This window comes from Actinoplanes derwentensis, from assembly GCF_900104725.1.
GTDB lineage: Bacteria > Actinomycetota > Actinomycetes > Mycobacteriales > Micromonosporaceae > Actinoplanes > Actinoplanes derwentensis.
The window spans coordinates 2,654,718-2,674,439 of record NZ_LT629758.1; the positions used below are offsets into that span (position 1 = coordinate 2,654,718).

Genomic DNA, 19,722 nt, shown 5'->3' on the forward strand with positions numbered 1-19,722 from the left:
CGCCAGACAACTCCGTTCCGGGACAGCCGGCCGGGCGAGCGCCGTATCACCGACGCCCGCCTGGCCGGCCTAGATTTCTTCGAGGCGGGCGCGCTCGGCTTGGATCGTGGTGTCGCCGCTGTGACCGGTGTCGGCGGCCAGGATCGCGCCGGCCATCACGCGGTGATCGATGCGGACGCCGGTCACAGCACCACCACCGAGCGCAGCACCGGCTGAGCGCCGGGACCATGCATCTTGGTGAACGTCTCTTCCACGTCTGCTATACCGATTTCCTCGGTGACGAACGCGTCCAGGTCGAGACGGCCCTGCTGGTAGAGATCAACCAGCATCGGGAAGTCGCGGCTGGGCAGGCAGTCGCCGTACCAGCTGGACTTCAGCGCCCCGCCGCGGCCGAACACGTCGATCAGCGGCAGGTCCGGCAGCGTCATCTCCGGTGTCGGCACCCCGACCAGCACGAGGACACCGGCCAGGTCACGGCCGTAGAACGCCTGTTTCCACGTCTCCGGACGGCCGACGGCCTCGATGACCACGTCGGCGCCGTCCGCGCCCTCGTACGTCTCGGCCGTGATTCTCTTGATCTCGGTGATCGGGTCGGTCCGGGAGGAGTCGACCAGGTGGGTAGCGCCGAGCCTACGAGCCGCTTCGAGTTTCGCCGGGTCGATGTCGACGGCGATGATCGGGCTGGCGCCGGCCAGGGCCGACCCGGCGACGGCCGCGACACCCACTCCCCCGCAGCCGATGACCGCGACCGACTTTCCCGGGGTCACGGCGCCGGTGTTGATGGCGGCGCCGATGCCCGCCATCACCCCGCAGCCGAGCAGCCCGACCGCCGCCGGACGGGCCGACGGGTCGACCTTCGTGCACTGCCCGGCCGCGACCAGGGTCTTCTCGGCGAACGCGCCGATCCCCAGGGCCGGAGACAACTCCGTACCGTCCTCGAGTGTCATCTTCTGCTTCGCATTGTGGGTGTTGAAGCAGTAGTGCGGGTCGCCGCGTCTGCAGGCCCGGCACTGGCCGCACACGGCCCGCCAGTTCAGCACGACGAAGTCGCCGGGTACCACGTCGGTGACGCCGTCGCCCACGGCTTCGACGATGCCGGACGCCTCGTGACCGAGCAGGAACGGGAATTCGTCGTTGATACCGCCGTCGCGGTAATGCAGGTCGGTGTGGCAGACCCCGCACGCCTGGATCCGCACCACCGCCTCACCCGGCCCGGGATCGGGCACGTTGATCGTGACAAGTTCGACCGGGGCGCCCTTGGCACGGGCGATGACGGCCTTGACCTGTTGCATGGTTCTCACTTCCGGTGCAGGCGGACGGGGATGCTGTGCCAGGCGCGCAGCGTGTTGTTGTGGTGGCGGGCCACCGGACCGGCGAGCTCGATCCGGGAAACCCGGCGGGCCAGTGCGGTGAGCAGGGACTCGGCTTCCAGGCGGGCGATGTGCTGGCCGATGCACTGGTGGATACCCATGCCGAAGCCGACGTGCCCGGACGGGTCACGGCCGAGGTCGAAGGTGTCGGGGTCCTGCCAGCGGCGGGGGTCGCGGTTCGCGGCGCCGAGGAACATCAGAATCTTCGCGCCGTCCGGGATGACGGCGTCCCCGACGGCGACGTCGGTGGCGGCGGTGCGGAAGAAGGTCTGCACCGGCGACTCCCAGCGCACCGCCTCGTCGAACGCGACGCGAGCCAGCGACGGCTGGGCGCACATCCGCTCCCACTGATCCGGGTTGGTGGCGAAGGCGTAGAGCACGGCCGACAGCCCGTGCACGGTGGTGTCGACACCGGCCGACAGCAGCGACCGGACCACCAGTGGCGCCTGCTCGTAGGTGAGGTCGCCGCGGTCGGCGGCAGCCCAGATGGCGGCGCCGAAGGTGTCCGGGGCGAGCACGTCGCGGGCGCACTGCGCGTTCACCCAGGCCGATAGACCGGCGATCCGGCCAGTGCCGGCAACGACCAGATCGTTGGGCGGGCCGAACGCGTTGAACAGATGGTCGCCGTAGGGCAGCAGGTTCTCCCGCCCGGCGTCGGGGATACCGACGGCGTCCGGGAAGACCCGCAGCGGGAACGCCTCGGCCAGCGCCGGCACCGCGTCGACGACGTCGCCCGTGCTCAGGACGCGGTCGACCAGGTCGGCGGCGTCTGCGGCCCACCTGTCCCGGAGCCGGTGCAGGGCCCGTGGGCCGATGATCGTGGACAGGACGCGGCGCGGGGCGTCGTGCTGCGGCGGATCGGCTTCCAGCAGCAGGCTCGGCGGGCGCCACGGCTTCTCGTACCGGAAGTTGCTCAGGCCGACCCCGGCGGCCGATGGGAACCGCTGCCAGTCGGTGAGCGCCGCATGCACCTGCTCGTAACGGGCCAGCGCATAGGTGTCGTAGCGGCTCAGGTGCACGACCGGACCGGCCTCACGCAGAGCCGAGTGCAGTGGTCCGGGATCTTCGAGATGGTGATGGTCGAACGGGTCGGCGTGGGACGCGGGCGGTTTCACAGGTCGACCACCAGTCGGTCGGAGCGGGAGCGGGAGACGCAGGCGAACATGCAGGTGCCGGCAGCGCGCTCGGTGTCGTTCAGGACGCTGTCGCGGTGGTCCGGCTCCCCCGACAGGACGGTGACCTCACAGGTACCGCAGACACCCTGACGACATGAGGACAGGACGTCAGCGCCAGCCTTGGTGAGCACGTCGAGAACCGACGAGTCGGCGGGGACGGTCAGCACGGTCTTCGACCGGGCCAGCTCGATCTCGAACGGTGTGCTGCGCGCGGGGCCGGTCGGGGTGCAGGCAGCGAACCGCTCGGTGCGCAACGAATGCGGCGGCAGTCCGGCGCCGGCCCGTTCGACGGCGGCCAGCAGCGGGGCCGGACCGCAGCAGTAGACGCGGGTGCCGGGTTGCCAGCCGGAGAGGAAACCGGGCAGGTCGAGCAGCCCGTACCGGTCCTCAGGCCGCAGGTGGACGCGGTCGCCGTACCCCGCAAGGTCGTGGCCGAAAGCGAGGCTCGCCTCGCGCCTGCCGCCGTAGAGCAACCGCCAGTCCGCGCCGAGCAGGTCAGCCTGCGCGATCATCGGCAGCAACGGGGTGATGCCGATGCCCCCGGCGATGAACAGGTATCGCTGCGCGGGCACCAGCGGGAAGTTGTTGCGCGGGCCGCCGAGGCCGACGGCATCGCCAAGATCAAGAGCGTCGTGGATGTACGCGGAACCGCCGCGCCCGTTCGGTTCGCGCAATACCGCGATCCGGTATGAGCAGGCGTCCCAGCGGTCGCCGCACAGCGAGTACTGACGCACCGATCCGTCGGGCAGGATCAGGTCGATATGAGCGCCGGGCGTCCAGTCCGGCAGCCGGGCCTTGTCCGGGTCGGCCAGGGTCAGCGCGACCACACCGTCGGCGACCGGTTCCTTGCCGACCACGCGCAGGCTTCGTGTTTCCGCCACGTGAACCTCCTGTGACATCAGGCCGCCAGAATGCGACGCCGGTCACATCGGTACCAGTGTCCTTCTCACTCAGCGAGAGACGAGTTCACTGAAGTCGTCTCGCGATACCCCGGGCTGCGGCTTGCAGCGCCGGCACCAGCGACGGCGCACGGCCGTCGTTGGGAACAATGGCCGACAACCCGGCGATCACGGGACTCATCGGAGCGGCGTCTTCCCGCACGGGAACCGCGACACCGGCGGCATCGGCGTGGATCTGCCCGTCCGAGACGATGTATCCCTGCCGGCGGATGCCGTCCAGCACGCTGCGAAGCCGTGCTGGCGTGGTGATCGTCGCCGCGGTGTAACCGGGCAGCGGGCCGGCCAGCACCTGCTCCTGGAGCTCGCGCGGGGCCCACGCGAGAAGCACCAGCCCGGCGGAGGAGGCGTGCACCGGCAGCCGCCCGGCGATCCGGGTCACGTTGATCACCGCGTCGCGGGCCGACAACCGTTCGACGAACAGCACCTCGCCGGCATCGAGCACACCGAGCTGCACGTGGTGCCCGATGACCGCGTGCAGATCCTCCAGATACGGCATGGCTGCCTCACGCAGCCCCAGCGTCGGCGAGGCCCGCTGAGCCAGCTCCCACAGCCGCACGCCGATGCGTACCTTCCCCGTCGCCGTCCTTGCGAGAAACCCTTCGTCGACGAGTGCGGCGATCAGCCGGGAGGCCGTGGCTACATGCAGCCTGGCACGGCGGCCGACCTCGGAGACCGACAACTCCGGCTCGTCCGGCGTGAAGGCCTCCAAGATCCGGGCAGCACGGGCAAGGACGGACTCACCGCGGTGCCGGTCATCAGGTTGCACAGCGACATCGTGACACTGAGCGGGGCTGCGGCACCGCCCGGATCAGGCAGGCCGGGCGGCAGCTCGCCGCCGAGCTGGGCGCGTCCGCCGCAGATATCGAGCACGCCTGGTCCGACACCGGCAGCGGCCCGACCTGGTCTGGGGAATGCTGGACCGGTTGACGCAGCGCTGGCTGCTGGTCATCGACAACGCCGACGACACCCGGCTGCTCACCCCACCCGACGAACCGGTCGCTGCCGGGCGCGGCTGGCTCCAGCCCGTCCCGCACCGCCACGGCTTGCTGCTGCTCACCACCCGCGACGGTGATCCCGCCACCTGGCCCGCAGCCCGGTATCCCGACGACGGGGTCCGCGACGACTGGTACCGACTGCATCCAGTGGGGATGCTCACCCCGGCCGACAGGGCCACCCTGGCCGCCGCCGCTCTCCTGCCTGGCCTCACCGGCGAGCACCTCAGCTCGCCGGCGAACGCCGGCTGACCCGCGGCAGCCACTCGTTCGTGCTGCGCATCGACCCAGCCGCCTACCAGAACTTCAACCTCGGCCACTGGACGTTCACCCGCCGCTGACCACACCGGGCCTCACCGAGGCCCGGTGTAACCCTCGTCGCCCAGCCACCGCCGAACTTCGCCGGAGGAGCCAGCTCTGGAAGGGCATGACAACACCTCCTGACGATCGCAGCCGATGGCACTGGCTACTGATAACGATCGTCGTGCCCCTGACGACGGTCCTCTACAACACCGCGGGACCCGAACTAGGCGGTTTCCCGCTCTTCTGCTGGCTGCAGCTGGCCTCCGTCGGCCTGGTCGTCGCCATCACCGCGCTGGTCTACCGGCTCACCCGGCGGGGGCGGTGACCACACATGTGGCGTGACCACCTCACCCAGATCATCATGTTCGCCGTGCTCTTCCTCGGTGTCAGCGCGCTCGGCTTCGCCGCCTCCAGGTGGCGGCGCACCGGCACGCTGAACAGCCTGGACGAGTGGGGTCTGGGCGGCCGCGGCTTCGGCGGCTGGATCACCTGGTTCCTGCACGGCGGCGACATCTACACCGCGTACACCTTCGTCGCCGTCCCGGCCCTGCTGTTCGCCGCCGGTGCCACCGGCTTCTACGCCGTGCCGTACACGGTGGTGATGTATCCGCTCGTCATGCTGGTGCTGGTACGGCTCTGGCCGGTCTCCTACCGGCACGGTCTGGTCACCCCGGCCGACTTCGTCCGCAAGCGCTACCAGTCGCCGACACTCGCGCTGATCGTCGCGATCACCGGAATCGTGGCGACCGCGACCGTCTCCAAGATCGTGTCGCTGGTGGTCAAGTTCGGCGCTCTGCTGTTCATCGTCGCGATCAGCCCGCAGTTCGCCATCGACCTGCAGCTCATCGGCGGCGTCATCATCCTGCAGACGCTGCCCGCGGTCGGCATCGGCACGGGTCCGGGACAGCGGCGACAGCACCGCACCGGACGACTACACCGCCGATCGGCCGGCCGCCGCGGCGACCACCTGACCGCGATTCCAGTCCCGGAAGTCATAGATCAGTGGCTGTCAACAGCTCACTGATTGACTTCATCAGGCGGTGACACCTCCGGATGTCCCGGCCGCCCGTCCCGACCCCTGTTCAGGTACGGGCGGCTCCGGCGACTCAGTGTGTCCCGGACCAGAGCCGCCGGACCTCTCACATCACCGGACGTCTGACACCACAAGGAGACGCGCATGCGCGTGGTGATTCTCGCGATCGGAACCCGCGGCGACGTGGAACCCGCCCTGGCCCTGGCCTGGCGGCTGCAGAAGCGGGGGCACGAGGTCACCGTGGCGGTGCCGGTGGACCTGCTCGCCTTCGCTGCCGAGGCCGGCGTGGACGCCCGGCCGGTGAGTGTCAACGCCCGGGAGTTCCTGGAGTCGCCGGAGGGCCAGCAGTTCCTGACGGCCGGGAACAGCCGGGCCTACGTACGGCTGCTGGTCACCAAGAAACACGAGATCGCACCGGCCGTGCACGCCGACCTGACCGCGGCGGTCAAGGGCGCCGACGTCATCGTCGCGACCCGGCTGGTCGAGGAGGAGGGGTCGCCGCCACCCGCCTGGCCCGGTCCGGTTCGGTGGAGTTGCAGGCATACAGCCGCCACTTGATTCCGGAGCTGGCCGACTGGAGCCTCCGGCGGCCGCTGATCGGAGCGCTGCGAATGCCTCCCGAACAGCGCTCGCTGATCAGCGCCGACCACGGCGACCAGGAACTCGACAGGTGGCTGGACGACGGCGACCCGCCGGTCTACGTGGGTTTCGGTAGCCAGCCGTTCCTGGACGGGCACCGCCTGATCGGCGCGATCCGCGACACCGCCACCTGGCTGGGCGTCCGGGTGCTGCTGAACGCGGGCTGGAGCCACCTGGAACCCGCCGATCTCGGCGACCGGATCCTGCTGCGCGGCTCGGTCGACCACGAACGGATCTTCCCCCGATGCAGCGCCGCGGTGCACCACGGGGGTGCCGGATCCACCGCCGCGTCGATCGGCGCGGGACTGCCCACGATCATCTGCGCCGACTACGGCGACCGGGCGCTGTGGGGGCAGGTGATCACCCGGCTCGGGGCCGGCAGCACCATGAGCTTCGCCGAGATCGGCGCCGCCCCGCTCATCGCCGCCATCAAGCCGCTGCTGAGCGGCGAGGCGGCCGGCCGGGCCCGGGCGATCGCCGCCCGGATGAGAACCGAGCACGCCGCCGAACGGGCGATCGCCGTCGTCGAACGGCACGAACGACTGTGAGGGGCCTCCGCTACCGGAGGCCCCTGTCAGGTCAGGCCATGCACTTCGCGCGGACCGCTCCCCCGGCGATGTGCGGATCGGTCACCGGGTAACCCCACGGGATGCCCCGGTCGGTGATCTTGACGCCGATCGTCCCGTTGCTGACCGGGTAGCTGCCCAGCGATACCCAGCTGCCGTGGTTCGACGCCTGGGAGACGGTGCGGGCGCCGGACGGGCTGCTGTAGGCGGTGCTGTTCAGGCCGGTTCCGGTCAGCACCGCGATGTGCACCGGGTTCACGATGACGTCGCGGCGGCCCTGGCCCGGGTCGGCCGTCGTCGGCACGGTGGGGCTGACCGGGACGTACAGGTCGAGGGCGCAGCTCTGGGCGCCGGCGCCGGTCTGGAAGCCGAAGACCATCGCCCGGCCCGGGGTCGCCGCGTTCGCGTCGGCCGAGGTGGGCATGTCGTCGAACTGGCCGTTGCAGCCGCCAGTGGTGGTGCTGCCGGACGCCAGCGTCCACCAGCCGCCCTTGCCGTCCTTGAACCAGCCGTGCCGGGTGTAGCTGGTCCCCGCGCCGGTGCAGCCGAGACCGGCGATCGCGCTGTAGGTGACCTTCTTCGCCACCACCGCCGTGGCCGGCTTGGTGGTCGCCGTGGTGCCGGGTTTCGTGGTGGCGCCGGTGGTGGGCGAGGCCGTCCCCGTGGTGGTGGTGACCGCCGGGACGGCCGGTTTGCCGGGAGTCGGGCCGGTGGTGCCGGCCGAGATCGCCGGCGCGGCCGGGTTCGGGGAGATCCAATCGGCCCGGCCACCGTCCGGCGCTGGGGCCGGGGGCACCAGCGCGTCAACGGCCTCGGCGGCGGGCTTCGGCGCCGGCGGCTCATCGGCGGGCGCGGCCGCGGCCAGCCCGGCCACCGCACCGGCGACGATCACGGCAGCGACACCTCCGGACGCGAGACGCACCGCCCGGTTCCCCCACACCCGCCGGATCACCGGCCGCGACGGCGGGGGCGGCGGCGGCTCGGTCGGCGGTTCGGTCGCCCCCGGCTCAGTGGGCTCGGCCCAGAACAGGACTTCCCGCTGTTCCGTCGGCTCCTCGGCTGGCTCGGACATCCCGTTGTTCCTCCTGGTGGTGGGGTGCGATGTCGACCTCGACATCGATCGGTGCGGCGGCCGCCGGGGCGGGTGCCACCGCCGGGGCCGGGGCTGGTCGGACTGTCGCCGCGCGGCTGGTGCCGGGCGGCGCGACGATGGTGAGTACGCGTACCGGCGCGGGCTCGTCACCGGTGCCGGCGAGCCGATCCACCAGGTCACCGGCGACATCACGCAGCCGGGGAAGCAGTGCCAGCTCGGAGTCGTCGACGAGAACGTCCGGACCGCGGTCGCCGGGCACCCGGCCGCGGACCGCCCCGGAGTGCGGGGGTGTCCGCAGTGGCCGCACCCAGAGTCCGGACTGGACCACCTCGACCGCGACGTCGTGGGTGTAGTGGTAGACCCGTGGTTCGGCCGGCTCGCCGAGGAAGTCCGGCACCCACAGGTCCTGGATCCGCGGCGCCGGTGCCGGCCCGAGGCCCGTCCGCGGCTGAAAGCACAGCTCCCGGGCGTAGATCCGGCGGCCGAGACCACCGTCCGGGGTGACCGCCCGCATGTCGGCGGCGCCGGGACGCCCGGTCGGCAGGCCGGTGAAACAGGTGACCGGCGTGCCCAGGAGGTCGGCGAGCGCCTGCCCGAGGGTCGTCCCGGCGGGCAGGCGCACCGGGCCGTACCCGACGAACCGGGCCGCGTCCCGCCACTGCTCCGGGACACCCAGCCAGAACCGGGCCACGTCGTCGAGCGACAGCGGCGTGGTGCCCGGGCAGCCCAGGACCACGGTCATCGTCGCGGGCAGGCACGGCACGTCGGCGAACAACAGCCGCCGGTGGGTGGCGGCGGCGTCCTCGTCCCGGGTGTCGCGGATCCACACTCCGGTGGGCAGCGGTTCGGCGACACCGTGCGCGCTGGTGCCGCGATGCGCGCCGCCGGCCTCGTCCCACACCGGCCGCGGATAGCGCCGGCCCTCCCGCTCCGGAACCCGGCCCGGCCGGTGCCGCACCCAGCCGCCCTCCGGGCCGTCCTCCGCCAGCAGCATCCCGGCCGGAGTGCGGACCACCGGGCCGTAGGGCACCGTGACATCCCGGTCCAGCCGGTCGCTCAGCCACTGCCCCAGCAGAGCCGCCATCTCGTGCCCGGCACCGCACGGCACGATCCGCAGGCCCCGCCCACCCGGCGGCAGGGCCCGGGCCGCCTCGTCCCAGAAGCCGACCGGCAACGGTCCACTCACGTCCAGGACCACCAGGTCGTCCTCGGCTCCGGCCGGGGCGGCCAGCGCGATGTCGCAGGCCTGCCGGCTGGGCCGGTCGTGCGCGTGCAGCACGAGGGCGTGGCCTATCGTCAGCGCACTGAGCGCCACCGGGTCGCCCATCGGCTCAGATCATGCCGAGACGCATGGCGTACGCCACCGCGTGCGAACGGTTCCGCAGACGCAGGCGGCTGGTCATGCTGTAGATGACATTCTTGACCGTGCGCTCGGCGTAGCACAGTTTGTCGGCTATCTCGTAGGTGTCCAGGCCGTCGGCCATCAGCCGCAGCACGTCCACCTCGCGCGGGGTGAGGCCGGAGGCGTCCAGGCCCTGCGGCGCGAGGACCTCACGCTGCAGCCGTTCCAGGTGTTTGAGCAGATCGCCCACCAGGTTCGGGGGCAGCACCCCGCCACCGGCGGCCGCGGCCGCGGCGAGCACGGCGTGCACCAGCCGCTCCCCGGTGACCGCGGCCCGCGGCAGCACCGCGACCACCCGGCACTCGACCGCGACCAGCAGATCCATTTCGGACATCTCACCGACCACGAGCACCACCGGCACACCGGTCTCGGCGGCCGACAGGCGCAGCATCACGATCACCTCGGAGCTGAGCCGGTCGCAGCAGACGACAAGCGCCTCGGCGCGCGCCGCCTCCGCCTCGGGCAGGACGGTGAGACCGGGGCTCGCCTTCAACAGGCTGGTGAGCCCCTCCCTGCTCAGCGCGTCCGACGAACGTACGACCACCCGAGACACTTTCGCTGCCACCTTCCGGCTTCGGACACGACCGGGGCCCAGTGTGGCGGGCGGTTGTTGACGGCCACTGGAACGCTTATGGACGGGTGGCTCAGCCGGGCCCGCGGGCGGTGGCGGGGCGCCGGGCGAGCCGCAGCGCGGCAATGTATCGGGGCAGCTCAATGGCCGCCTGTTCGAGCCGGCCGGGGGCGATCTGCTCGATGAAGACGCCGTTCACAAGATCGCCGGGACGGGGCTGCGCCCGGCACCCGGCGCAGCTGTTCCAGTGCTGGACGGCCGCCAGCCGGGCCAGCACCGTGGCCAGCGACCGCTCCAGCCGCGCGACCGTCTCGTCGGCGGTGTCCGCGTCGAGAACCAGCCGGCCCTACCGGGCGAGGCTCAGGAACAGCCGGCCGGCGAACGGCGTCTCGGCGGGCACGTCATCGCGTCCACCCGGATCACCGCCGCCGGTACAGAAAGTCACGGCCGGAGTGCCCGTGGTTACCTCGCGATCTGCCCGGTCCGGCATCGGTCAGCTCAGACTGATCTCGATCGGTCCCATCCGGGTCGCGGCGAGACGTTCGGCGTTGTTCGCGGCGGCCCGGATGGCTTGCAGGATCGCGGTCTCCAGGGCCGGGGCGTCACGCCCGTCGAAGACCGCCGCCTCGACCCGGACCGCGAGCGTCCGGCCGAGACCGCTGGCTACCACGGTCACCAGGCCGTCTGCCGAGTTGCCGGTCACCACCGACTGCTCCAGCTCCTTCTGTGCGCTGACCATCCGCTGCTGCATCTGCCGCGCCTGCTCGGCGAGGGCGGTGAAATCGGGTTGCATGATGTTCCTTCCAGGTGTCAGCCGACGGCGGCGAGGCCGCCGGTCGTCGCGGCACGGCCGGCGATCCCGCCCAGGTCGGCGACGGTCAGGGTGCGGGAGGCGGCGGTACGGGTGATCGAGCCGGACAACAAATGCGCGGCCCGGACCGTACGGTCCGGCAGGGTCACCGCGAGGTCGGCGATGGCCTCGCGCACGTCCTCCGGCACCTCGTGCCCCCGCCGCACCAGATGCCGGACGATCACCTCGGCCAGTTCCTCGCCGGAGTAACTGGGCATCGTCCAGCGCTGCCCGAAGACCTCGGCCAGCCCGGGCACCGCGGCACCCAGCGCGCCGATCGCGGCCGGCTCGCCCAGCAGCACGACGACCGGGTTGCCCAGAGCCGGGCGCATCAGCTCCACCAGACTCTCGACCACCTCCGGGCCGTCGCCGCCGCCCTCGGAGTAGTCGACCACCAGCACGCCGCCGTCGGCGTCGGCCAGCGCGGTCCCGGCCAGACTGCGGGCGTGCCCGTGCCACTGCGGGGCCAGCTGATCACGGGTGGCGACCCGGACCAGCTGACCGACCGGGACCAGGCCCAGCTCGGACAACCCGGCGGCATAAAGCCTGGCGAACTCACTGCGGCCGGTTCCACTCGGGCCGCTGAACAGGACGTTCGCCTGCTTTCCGTACGCCCGGCGACGGTTGCGCAACTCACACGCCTGCAACAGGGCCGCACCGATCGCGTCCCGCACCCCGGCCGCCCCGGCCAGTGCGCCGATCCGCTGCCAGCTGCGGCTCGCGGTGATCGCCGCCCGCGGGTTCTGCGCCGAGTCCGGGGTGTCCGGCGCCCCGGCCGGCAGGTCGTCCAGCAGCGCCAGTTCCGGCGCGACGTCCTCGGCGGTCAGCCGGTTCAGCTCGTTGTCCCGCTCCGGCGGCTGCACCGCCAGCCGCGACGCCTGATTGTTGATCATCGCTTCGAACAGCTTGCGCGCCACCCGGCCGTTACCGAATGTCGCGTTGCGCGGGACCCGCGTGTAGTAGGTGGTGAGCGCGTCCACCGCGTCGTCGGTCAGCTCGTAGTAGTGCTTGACACACAGGTTGGTGGTGATGGTGACCAGCTCGGCCACCGAGTAGTTCGGGAATTCCACGGTGCGGGTGAACCGGGAGGCCATACCAGGGTTGGACTCCAGGAACTTCTCCATCAGCTCGGAGTAGCCCGCCACGATCACCACCAGTTCGTCGCGGTGGTCCTCCATCATCTTCATCAGCGCGTCGATCGCCTCCTGGCCGAAGTCCGGGCCGGAGCCGCCGGAACCGGCCGACAGGGTGTACGCCTCGTCGATGAAGAGAACGCCGCCCAGCGCCTTGGTGATCAACTCGGTCGTCTTGATCGCGGTCGAGCCGATGTACTGCCCGACCAGGTCGGCCCGCGCCGCCTCGATCATGTGCCCCTTGGTGAGGATGCCCAGCTCGGCCAGGACCGAGCCGTACAACCGGGCCACCGTGGTCTTACCGGTTCCGGGCGGGCCGGCGAAGACCAGGTGCCGGCTCATCGGCGGCATCGGCAGGCCCTTCGCCAGCCGGGCCTGCGCCACTTTGATCAGGTTGATCAGCGCGGTGACCTCCTGCTTCACCCCCTGCAGGCCGATCAGTGCGTTCAGCTCCCGCAGCGGCCCGGCCAGCTCGCCGCCGAGTTCGGGCAGCGCGGCCGGTTCGTCCTCGGGGCCGTCCGGCGCCGGAGCCTGCGCGGGCCCGGGGCCCGCCGGGCGGCCGGTGCTCAACGACTCGGCGGTCACCCGGGCGCCGTCGGCGCGGCGCAGATCCTCGCCGCCGCTGCCGTGCACGATGCAGCGCTCGATCCGGACCGGCTCGGTGGTGCCAACGTCGAATCCCGCGGCGCCGCTCTCCAGGATCTCGCAGTCGGTGAAGGTGCCCCGGCTGCCCGCGGCCATGCTCACGCCGTTGCGGCCGGCCCGCCGGATCCGGGTCCGGGAGGCGGTCACCACGGCCGCGCCGTCCAGCGCCAGGGCGTCGCCCGGGGCGGTCGCCAGATCGCCGTCGGTGAGCCGCAGATCGCCCCGGACCCGGACGCCGGTGCCCCGGAACCGGGCCGACGTCAGCGTCAGCAGGGTGCCCTCCCCCACCAGCACCGATGCTTCGGCGGTGCCGGTGAACTGGGCGTCCCGGACGATTCCCCGAGCGCTGTCCCGCAGGTCGGCCGCGACCGCCGCGCCGCTCTCGATAGCGAGGTCGGTGCCGTCGAAGGTGGCTCCTCCGGTGACCAACAGGCCGGCCCCGGACGTGACGGTGGCCCGCAACCGTTGCAGCACCGTGGAACTGTCACCGGTCAGGGTGGCGAGCTGGTCCCTCGTACCACGGAAAGTGGCGCCCTCGAAACGCGGTGCGCTCTCCCCCTCGGCGTTCACCCCCACCGGCGCGTCGGCGATCGTGCAGTCGGTGAACACCGGCCGCGCCTTACCCGCCACGTGCACGGCGGTGTGCCCGGCCGGGCCGAACACACACCGCTCGAAACGCGGGGCCGCCGCCTCGACGATGTGCACGGCCTGCAGGGCGGCACCGGTGAAACGGCAGTCGGTGAACGCCGCGTCGATCTCACCGCGCAGGAACACGTCCACGTTGACACTGTCGGTGACGGTCAGCCGGTTGATCCGGGCGTGGCCGTTCTGCTCGATCACCACCGCCGGCTTGCCGGAACCGCTGATCTCGGCCTGCTCGACGGTGAGCCGCCCGGAACCGTTGACACACAGGCTGTTCGCCCCGGCCCGGCTGATCACGCAGCGGCGCAACGTCAGGACACCCTGGTCGGTCACCACCACACCGGAGGTCGGCACATCCTTGATCGCGGTGTCCTCCACCGTGCTCGGCCCCGGTGAGGTGACGACGATCCCGGCACCGGACGTGCTGGTCACCGTGCACCCGCGCAACGCTACCGAACCGTCCAGCCGGGCCAGCATGGTCACCCACGACGCACCGGCGATCCGGCAGTCGTCGAACGCCGCCTCCCCCGCGTACACGTCCACCGCGGCCAGCTTCGGATCACTACCGGCCAGGTCGATGCCACGCAACTGGGCGCCCTCGCCATGCACCGCCAGCACACTGCCCTGCTCCACCCGCACCTCGACCGGGCCGTCACCGGCCGCGCTGATCGTCAGGCGATTGCCCACCACCAGCTTCTCCACGTACCGGCCGGCGTGCACGGTGATCGTCGCCCCCGCCTCGGCCCGGGCCACCGCCGCCCCGATCGTCGAGAACGCCCCGGGCTCGTTCCCGCCCACCACCAGATGCCGGCTCATCAAACGCTTCCTTCTCGGCCGTCCAGGCCGGGCAGTGTGCCGAACCGGCCGGCCGAACCCGCACCGATCCGCTGTCTCGTCTCCGCCGTCGCCCACCGCTCGACACTGCGGCGCAGCGCGTTCACGGCCAGTTCGTCCAGCGCGGCCCGGTCGGTGGCGACCCGGCCGTCCGCGCCGATCTCCTCCGCGCCCAGCTCCCGCAGCAGGATCGCGCCCCGCTCGCCGTCCGCGGGCTCGTGCAGCTCCAGCACCTTGAAATGGGTCCCCGGCAGGAACACCACCCGGTCCTCGACCCGGTCCTCGTCATCTGGCTCCAGCAGCGCCGTGCGGCGCGCGGTCATCGACCAGACCAGCACGTCGGTGTCGCCGTCCTGGGTGCTGCACGGGCCGGTCAGGACGTTCACGAAAGCCCAGTCCGTCACCAGCTTGTGCGACCGGAAATGGGCCCACTCCTGTTCGCTCAGCGACGTGCGGACGACCGTGGTGCCCCGGAACGACGGCAACCGCGACAACCCGGCCACCGTGCAGCGGGCGAACGGCACGTGCGGGCCGCCCTTGCCGGTGCGCAGACCGGCGTCCACCCCGGCGCCGCGTCGCGACAAGTAGAGGCGGACCGCCACCGAGTCGGCCAGGATGTCCTCCTTCGGGACCGTCGCCGAGGACTGCAGGCCCGGGTGCTCGGACATGATCCGGGCGACCGAGCTGGACATGATGTCGAACTCGCGGCTCAACGTGCGGCGCAGCCAGGAGCGTTCCTCGGTCAGGCCGTTGCGGGGCAGCAAGGCCGCGGCCGAGGCCGACGGGGTGCCCTGGAGACGTATCCCGGCGATGGTGGCCGGGGGCGGCTCGGGGGCGGCCGGGGGTGCGATGGGCTCGGCCGGTTCGGCAGGGCCCTCCCCGGCGGGGACCTGGCGGCGCTCGGTCACCGGGGCCTCGACCGGTTCGATCACCGACACCGGCTCGATGCCGGAGGCAGGGGCGATGGCTGGCGGTGGTTCCACGGGTGGTGGTGGTGGTGGTTCCACCGGCGGTGCGGGCTCCACCGGTGGTGGCGGCTCGACAGCAGGCGGCGAATCGGCGATGGGTGACGGCTCTACCGCGGGTGACGGCTCTACCGCGGGCGGCGGCTCTACCGGCGGTGACGCGAAGGCCGACCGCGACATCACGCGCGTCGGTTCCTCGGCCTCCGGCTCGAATCGCGCGGGCGGCCGGACCGGGACCAGGATGGTCGCGGGCGGCGTGACCGCCGGTGGCGGCGCGACCTTTGGGGCCCGGGCCTGGCCCAATGCTCGCGGGACTTCGGCCGGACGCAGGACGATGGTGGCGTACTCGCTGGTCGCAGCTTGAACGGCGGCCGCGACCCGGGAGTCGGCGGACGGCGGCTCGATCGCCGGGGGCGGCATCACGGCTTCCGCGCGGACCGGTAGCGCCCGCATGTCGGACGGCGCGAGGATCGCCTCGGCCCGCCCGGCCGGCGCCTGCCCCGGCACCACGACCGACGCCGGGAACAGCGCGGTCTGGTCGCCCATCACGGCGTCGACCTGGGCGGCCAGGTCCTCGGCGAGTTCCCGCATCCGGCCGGTCGACGCGGCCACGGTGTCGTCGAAGATGAGCGTGTTGCCCTCGGGGTCGAGTGTGGTGGCCCGGACCCGTTCGCCGTTGGCAGGTTCGGCGGCCGGACGCACCCACAGCCCGGACTGGACGACCTCGACGACGGCGTCCGGCGCGTACCAGTAGACCCGGGGCGCCACCTCGTCCGGCCAGGCCAGTGGCGCGCGGTGGCTGAGCACGGCGGGCCGGCGGGGTTTCGACTGCGGGTGGAGCCTGGGAACATACCCCAGTTCCAGGGCGAACGGCGGCCAGCCGAGCAGGCCGTCGGCGCGGATCGTCCGGATCTCGTACTTGCGGGGCGCGCCCACCGGCACTCCGGTGTAGCAGACCACCTCGGTGGCGAGCAGGTCGGCGAGGGCCTGCCCGAACGCCTCGCCCTCCGGCAGGCGGACGTCGCCGTACCGGACGAACCGGGCCCGGGTCCGGGTGTCGTCGTCGAGGTCGCGCCAGAACCGGACCACGTCGTCGAAGGACAGCGGCGCGGTGCCCGGGCAGCCGAGCAGCACCGTCATCAAATCGGGCTGGCACGGCAGGTCGGCGACGAGCCTCCGCCGGTGTGCGGCGACCACGTGCTGGTCGCGCATGTCACGGATCCACACTCCGCCGGGGAGCGGTTCGATCTCAGCGGTGGAGCTGGACGCCCTGGTGTCGGTGGCGGCCCGGTCCCAGACCGGCGCCGGGTATCGTTTCGCCTCCCACACCGGCGGGCGTCCGGGCCGGAACCGCACCCAGCCGCTGCCCGGCGCGGTTCCGGCGAAGAGTCCACCGGCCGCCCCGCGGACCAGTTCCCCGGTCGGCGCGATTACCGCCCGGTTGAGGCGCTGGGACAGCCATTGTCCGGCCATCGCCGCCGCGTTGTGGTTGCCGCCGCAGGTCATCAGCCGGATGCCGCGTTTGCGGCGGGTCAGCATCCCGGCCATCGCCTCCCAGGCGGCGACCGGCATCTCGTCGTCGAGGTCGAGGACAACGACGTCGTTCTCGGTGTCCTCGACGACGGTCAGCGCCAGCGACTGGGCTTCCGGGCTGACGCCGTCCTCGTCGTGCAGTACCAGCGCGTTGCCGATGGTGTGCGGCACGACGCCGCGGCCACTGTGGTCGCCGCCGTCGCCGCCTCCGCCGCGTAGCAGGTTTCTGATCACTGATGCCATGTCAGCCCTTCGGCAATCCGACGACGGCCTCACGGCTGAGCACCGGCCCCTGTTCCATTCCCGCGAGCAGCCCGGCCGGGAACGGGACGGGTGCGGCGGCGTCGAGTTTCAGCGCCCCGGTCGCCTCGCTGTCCGCCAGGCGGTAGGCGATGCCCTGGTCGGAGACGAGATAGAGCGGTGCCTCGGTGGCCGACGGCGCGGGTTTGACCACCATGCCGGACCCGATCCGGGAGAGGACGAACGGCCGGCCGTTGGAGTCCACCGCGGCCAGGCCACGTTCGACGAACACGACCTCACTGGTGAACGCGTCGGCGGAGACCGGTTTCTGCCGTACGCAGAGGGCCCGGCCACCCGGCGTGACCGGTTTGAGCGCGGCGAGGTCCGGCAGCCGGTCCAGCAGCGAGTTGTCGGCCGAGCGTTCGGCGCCGACCAGGGCCGACGGATCAAGTTCGACCGGGGCGGCCTCGTCGGCGGCGTCGGCGATCAGGAACTCGGTGCGGCTCATCGGGGCGAGACCGTCGGTACGCAGGACGAACAGCTGACCGCCCTGACGGAACAGGGTGCCGACCTGATGGCGCTCGCCGCCGACCTCGGGGCCGTTCTTTCCGGCGCCGGGGATCACGGCCGGGCCCAGATCCGGGCCGTCGCCCAGCGTGCCCAGCCACACCGCGGGCGCCGCCGGTGGGCCACTCGCTGCGGCGCCCAGGGCCACCAGCGCCGCCTCGTCGGCGATCTTGTACTTGAGGTACTGGGTTACCAGGTAGTGGACGCGGCCCCGGCCCCGTACGACGGTGAAGGAACCGGCGGGCAGATGTTCAGCCGGGACGGCCGGTTCCAGGTTGAGGCCGACCCCGGACGACTTGGCGCCGGGCACCGCCGAGTCCGGCAGGCAGGCCAGCCACGGCCCGGCGACCAGCGCCTCCGGCTCCGGCACCCGCGCCGGGGCGCCCGGCACACCCACCGCATAGGACCGCGGCACACCCTTGAGCGAGTCCCTGGAGATCAGCTTGATCTGGCCGCCGTTCTGGATCAGCAGCGCCGACGCCAGATCGGGGGTCGGGTGCAGGGCGCCGTCCAGGTAGACGTACCGATTGCCGGTCTCCTTCTCCACCAGGATCGCGCCGGTTTGCTTGTACACGGTGCTGCCACCGGGCACGATCCAGCCGTAGACGGCGAACCCGGCCACCAGCAGCACCGCCAGCAGGGTGCCGACGGCCAGTCCGGTCTGCAGTCGCTGGCCGGGGATCTGCGCCGCGGTCGGGTCACCCTCGACCAGGGCCGAGCTGATCCGCCCGACCATGAAGGTCTGTGCGTGTACGTGGTCGCGCTGAGTCTGCACCGGCGTCTACCCGAACAGTCCGCGCGCCCAGGCGTACAGGCCCAGGATCTGCACCAGCACCGGCAGCGCCACCACACCGGTGGCCACGTCGAAGAAGGTCGCGGTGTACTCCCAGAACGGCAGCATCCGCCGGGCCCCGGGCCGCATCGCCGCCATCACCAGCGGCACCAGCAGTACGAGCAGCGTGGTCAGCAGCACCCACCAGCCGGCCGCCGGCAGCAGTTCGGTGAGCCGCCGGACGACCAGGACGATCCCGGCGGTGCCCGCGACGGTCAGCGCCACCCGCTGCCACAGCCCGAAGAACGCCCGCGCCCGCAGCAGCAGCGCCGCCGCGACCAGCAGCACGTAGAGCCAGCCGGCCCAGCCCGGGTCGCCGAGCGTGTAGTGGAACAGCACCGGCAGCACCAGAGCCCCGGTGACCATGACGACGGTCAGGTACGTGTCGGCCTCGTGAGTCCGGTCGCGCACCGTGTCGAAGGCGGCCGGTTCGATGTCGTACGTCATGTCCGCACCGGTTTTGGGAAGTTGCGGCCCGCGCAGACGGGCCAGTTTCACCGCCACCCGGGGAGCGACGACCACCACCACCACGAACAGGGCGATTCCGAGCGCGGCGGACTGCGGCGGCGTCATCCCGGACGCGGACTGGGCGAGCAGCAGCAGAACGGTGACGCCGGCCGTCAGGGCCGCCACCATGGTCGGCGCCACCGGCAGGTACGGGGTGACCGTCCGCTGGGCGAGCAGCAGCAGGTCGGTGAGCACGAAGACGCCGACCGCGAAGGCGAGCGCGGTCGACCAGGTGACGGCCGGGCCGTCCGGAACGGTCACCACCCGGGCCGCGGCGAGACCGGTGTATCCGGCCGAGCCGAGCCCGAAGAGCAGCGAGAACACCCCGTCCGGCACTTTGCGCGCGCTGATCAGCGCGGCAGCGCCGAGCGCGACCGCGATCACGGCGGCGGCGGCCACCTGGCCGGTGAGCGCGCCACGGCCGGTCAGCACCATCGCCACCAGGACCATCAGCACGGCGGCCAGGATCACGAACAGCGGCCGACGGTATTCCGGCTGCCAGCGGTCGCCGCGCCGGTTCACCACCGTCGCGATGCCCTCGGCCACGTCGTCGAAGTCCAGCTCGGGCAGCGGGTCCTGGGCCGGGCGCAGGTGCAGTTCCTCACCTTCCAGCCAATCCAGGCTCTCCGGTGTGCCGGCCAGATCGAACGGCTCCTCGCCGAGGCGTTGCAGCACCCAGGCTCCCTCGTCGCCGCCGGGCGGCGTGCTGTCGGTGGCGGCGATGTGCCGCAACAGCACCGGCAGCAGGGCGGCGACCGTGACGGTGTGCGGCACCGCGAGGTCGGCCCGGCGATCCGGGCCGACAACCGTGATCCGGCACAGCTGGCCTTGCGTCGCGGTGCTCACCGCGGTCCCCCTTCGGGTCGTACGT

General features: G+C 72.1%; 18 protein-coding genes. 5 read left to right on the top strand and 13 right to left on the bottom strand.

Features of this window, described 5'->3' with window-relative positions; genetic code table 11:
• Positions 1–182 precede the first annotated feature (182 nt).
• From BLU81_RS12205 to BLU81_RS12220, 4 genes are all read right to left on the bottom strand, one after another.
• Positions 183–1,292 (bottom strand): S-(hydroxymethyl)mycothiol dehydrogenase, encoded by a 1,110-nt coding sequence (locus BLU81_RS12205; protein ID WP_092544393.1) that lies wholly within the window; start codon positions 1,290–1,292, stop codon positions 183–185.
• Positions 1,293–1,297: 5 nt separating this feature from the next.
• Positions 1,298–2,485: a cytochrome P450 gene (locus BLU81_RS12210; RefSeq protein ID WP_092544395.1), complete on the bottom strand. Its 1,188-nt coding sequence runs from the start codon at positions 2,483–2,485 to the stop codon at positions 1,298–1,300.
• Positions 2,482–3,426: a PDR/VanB family oxidoreductase gene (locus BLU81_RS12215; protein WP_307833818.1), complete on the bottom strand. Its 945-nt coding sequence runs from the start codon at positions 3,424–3,426 to the stop codon at positions 2,482–2,484. The genes BLU81_RS12210 and BLU81_RS12215 overlap by 4 nt, the downstream gene beginning before the upstream one ends.
• A gap of 85 nt (positions 3,427–3,511) precedes the next feature.
• Complete coding sequence (locus BLU81_RS12220) at positions 3,512–4,270, bottom strand: IclR family transcriptional regulator (protein ID WP_092544399.1); 759 nt, start codon at positions 4,268–4,270, stop codon at positions 3,512–3,514.
• Positions 4,271–4,427: 157 nt separating this feature from the next.
• Between BLU81_RS12220 and BLU81_RS12225 the strand changes: the two genes are divergently transcribed.
• The 5 genes from BLU81_RS12225 to BLU81_RS12245 all read left to right on the top strand — a co-directional run bounded on the left by BLU81_RS12225 (position 4,428) and on the right by BLU81_RS12245 (position 7,019).
• Positions 4,428–4,748, top strand: coding sequence for a hypothetical protein (locus tag BLU81_RS12225; RefSeq protein ID WP_157751502.1), 321 nt, complete (start codon positions 4,428–4,430; stop codon positions 4,746–4,748).
• A 232-nt stretch (positions 4,749–4,980) separates the two neighbouring features.
• On the top strand, positions 4,981–5,124 hold the full coding sequence (locus BLU81_RS12230) for a DUF3311 domain-containing protein (RefSeq protein ID WP_373873350.1): 144 nt from the start codon (positions 4,981–4,983) through the stop codon (positions 5,122–5,124).
• Positions 5,125–5,130: 6 nt separating this feature from the next.
• Positions 5,131–5,823 carry a sodium:solute symporter family transporter gene (locus BLU81_RS12235; RefSeq protein WP_157751503.1) on the top strand — a complete coding sequence of 231 codons (693 nt, stop codon included), beginning with the start codon at positions 5,131–5,133 and terminating at the stop codon, positions 5,821–5,823.
• A 153-nt stretch (positions 5,824–5,976) separates the two neighbouring features.
• On the top strand, positions 5,977–6,390 hold the full coding sequence (locus tag BLU81_RS12240; RefSeq protein WP_092544405.1) for a glycosyltransferase: 414 nt from the start codon (positions 5,977–5,979) through the stop codon (positions 6,388–6,390).
• Positions 6,387–7,019 carry a glycosyltransferase gene (locus BLU81_RS12245; protein ID WP_092544407.1) on the top strand — a complete coding sequence of 211 codons (633 nt, stop codon included), beginning with the start codon at positions 6,387–6,389 and terminating at the stop codon, positions 7,017–7,019. Before BLU81_RS12240 ends, BLU81_RS12245 begins: the two co-directional genes overlap by 4 nt.
• A 31-nt stretch (positions 7,020–7,050) precedes the next feature.
• Here BLU81_RS12245 and BLU81_RS12250 read toward each other — a convergent pair whose 3' ends face one another.
• The 9 genes from BLU81_RS12250 to eccD all read right to left on the bottom strand — a co-directional run bounded on the left by BLU81_RS12250 (position 7,051) and on the right by eccD (position 19,697).
• Entirely contained in the window at positions 7,051–8,109 is a 1,059-nt protein-coding gene (locus BLU81_RS12250; RefSeq protein WP_092544409.1) for a hypothetical protein, read from the bottom strand.
• Entirely contained in the window at positions 8,045–9,457 is a 1,413-nt protein-coding gene (locus BLU81_RS12255; RefSeq protein ID WP_092544411.1) for a hypothetical protein, read from the bottom strand. The genes BLU81_RS12250 and BLU81_RS12255 overlap by 65 nt, the downstream gene beginning before the upstream one ends.
• A 4-nt stretch (positions 9,458–9,461) precedes the next feature.
• A complete protein-coding gene (locus BLU81_RS12260) occupies positions 9,462–10,085 on the bottom strand; it encodes a helix-turn-helix transcriptional regulator (RefSeq protein WP_231954452.1) in 624 nt (207 codons plus the stop codon).
• A gap of 91 nt (positions 10,086–10,176) precedes the next feature.
• Positions 10,177–10,380, bottom strand: coding sequence for a hypothetical protein (locus BLU81_RS50550; RefSeq protein WP_231954454.1), 204 nt, complete (start codon positions 10,378–10,380; stop codon positions 10,177–10,179).
• A gap of 216 nt (positions 10,381–10,596) precedes the next feature.
• Positions 10,597–10,896, bottom strand: a complete 300-nt coding sequence (locus BLU81_RS12270; protein ID WP_092544415.1) for a YbaB/EbfC family nucleoid-associated protein — start codon at positions 10,894–10,896, stop codon at positions 10,597–10,599.
• 17 nt (positions 10,897–10,913) lie between these two features.
• Positions 10,914–14,189 carry a right-handed parallel beta-helix repeat-containing protein gene (locus BLU81_RS12275; RefSeq protein WP_092544417.1) on the bottom strand — a complete coding sequence of 1,092 codons (3,276 nt, stop codon included), beginning with the start codon at positions 14,187–14,189 and terminating at the stop codon, positions 10,914–10,916.
• Positions 14,189–16,948 (bottom strand): hypothetical protein, encoded by a 2,760-nt coding sequence (locus BLU81_RS12280; RefSeq protein WP_092544419.1) that lies wholly within the window; start codon positions 16,946–16,948, stop codon positions 14,189–14,191. The genes BLU81_RS12275 and BLU81_RS12280 overlap by 1 nt, the downstream gene beginning before the upstream one ends.
• A gap of 1 nt (position 16,949) precedes the next feature.
• Positions 16,950–18,287 (bottom strand): type VII secretion protein EccB, encoded by a 1,338-nt coding sequence (eccB, locus tag BLU81_RS12285; protein WP_092544421.1) that lies wholly within the window; start codon positions 18,285–18,287, stop codon positions 16,950–16,952.
• A gap of 6 nt (positions 18,288–18,293) precedes the next feature.
• Positions 18,294–19,697, bottom strand: coding sequence for a type VII secretion integral membrane protein EccD (gene eccD, locus BLU81_RS12290; protein ID WP_092544423.1), 1,404 nt, complete (start codon positions 19,695–19,697; stop codon positions 18,294–18,296).
• Positions 19,698–19,722 lie beyond the last annotated feature (25 nt).

Excerpts from the sequence above, each read along its gene's own strand:
- BLU81_RS12235 (WP_157751503.1), top strand. The coding sequence starts at position 5,131 with ATGTGGCGTGACCACCTCACCCAGATCATCATGTTCGCCGTGCTCTTC.
- BLU81_RS12250 (WP_092544409.1), bottom strand. The coding sequence starts at position 8,109 with ATGTCCGAGCCAGCCGAGGAGCCGACGGAACAGCGGGAAGTCCTGTTC.
- BLU81_RS12255 (WP_092544411.1), bottom strand. The coding sequence starts at position 9,457 with ATGGGCGACCCGGTGGCGCTCAGTGCGCTGACGATAGGCCACGCCCTC.
- BLU81_RS12240 (WP_092544405.1), top strand. The coding sequence starts at position 5,977 with ATGCGCGTGGTGATTCTCGCGATCGGAACCCGCGGCGACGTGGAACCC.
- BLU81_RS12270 (WP_092544415.1), bottom strand. The coding sequence starts at position 10,896 with ATGCAACCCGATTTCACCGCCCTCGCCGAGCAGGCGCGGCAGATGCAG.
- BLU81_RS12275 (WP_092544417.1), bottom strand. The coding sequence starts at position 14,189 with ATGAGCCGGCATCTGGTGGTGGGCGGGAACGAGCCCGGGGCGTTCTCG.
- BLU81_RS12280 (WP_092544419.1), bottom strand. The coding sequence starts at position 16,948 with ATGGCATCAGTGATCAGAAACCTGCTACGCGGCGGAGGCGGCGACGGC.
- BLU81_RS12205 (WP_092544393.1), bottom strand. The coding sequence starts at position 1,292 with ATGCAACAGGTCAAGGCCGTCATCGCCCGTGCCAAGGGCGCCCCGGTC.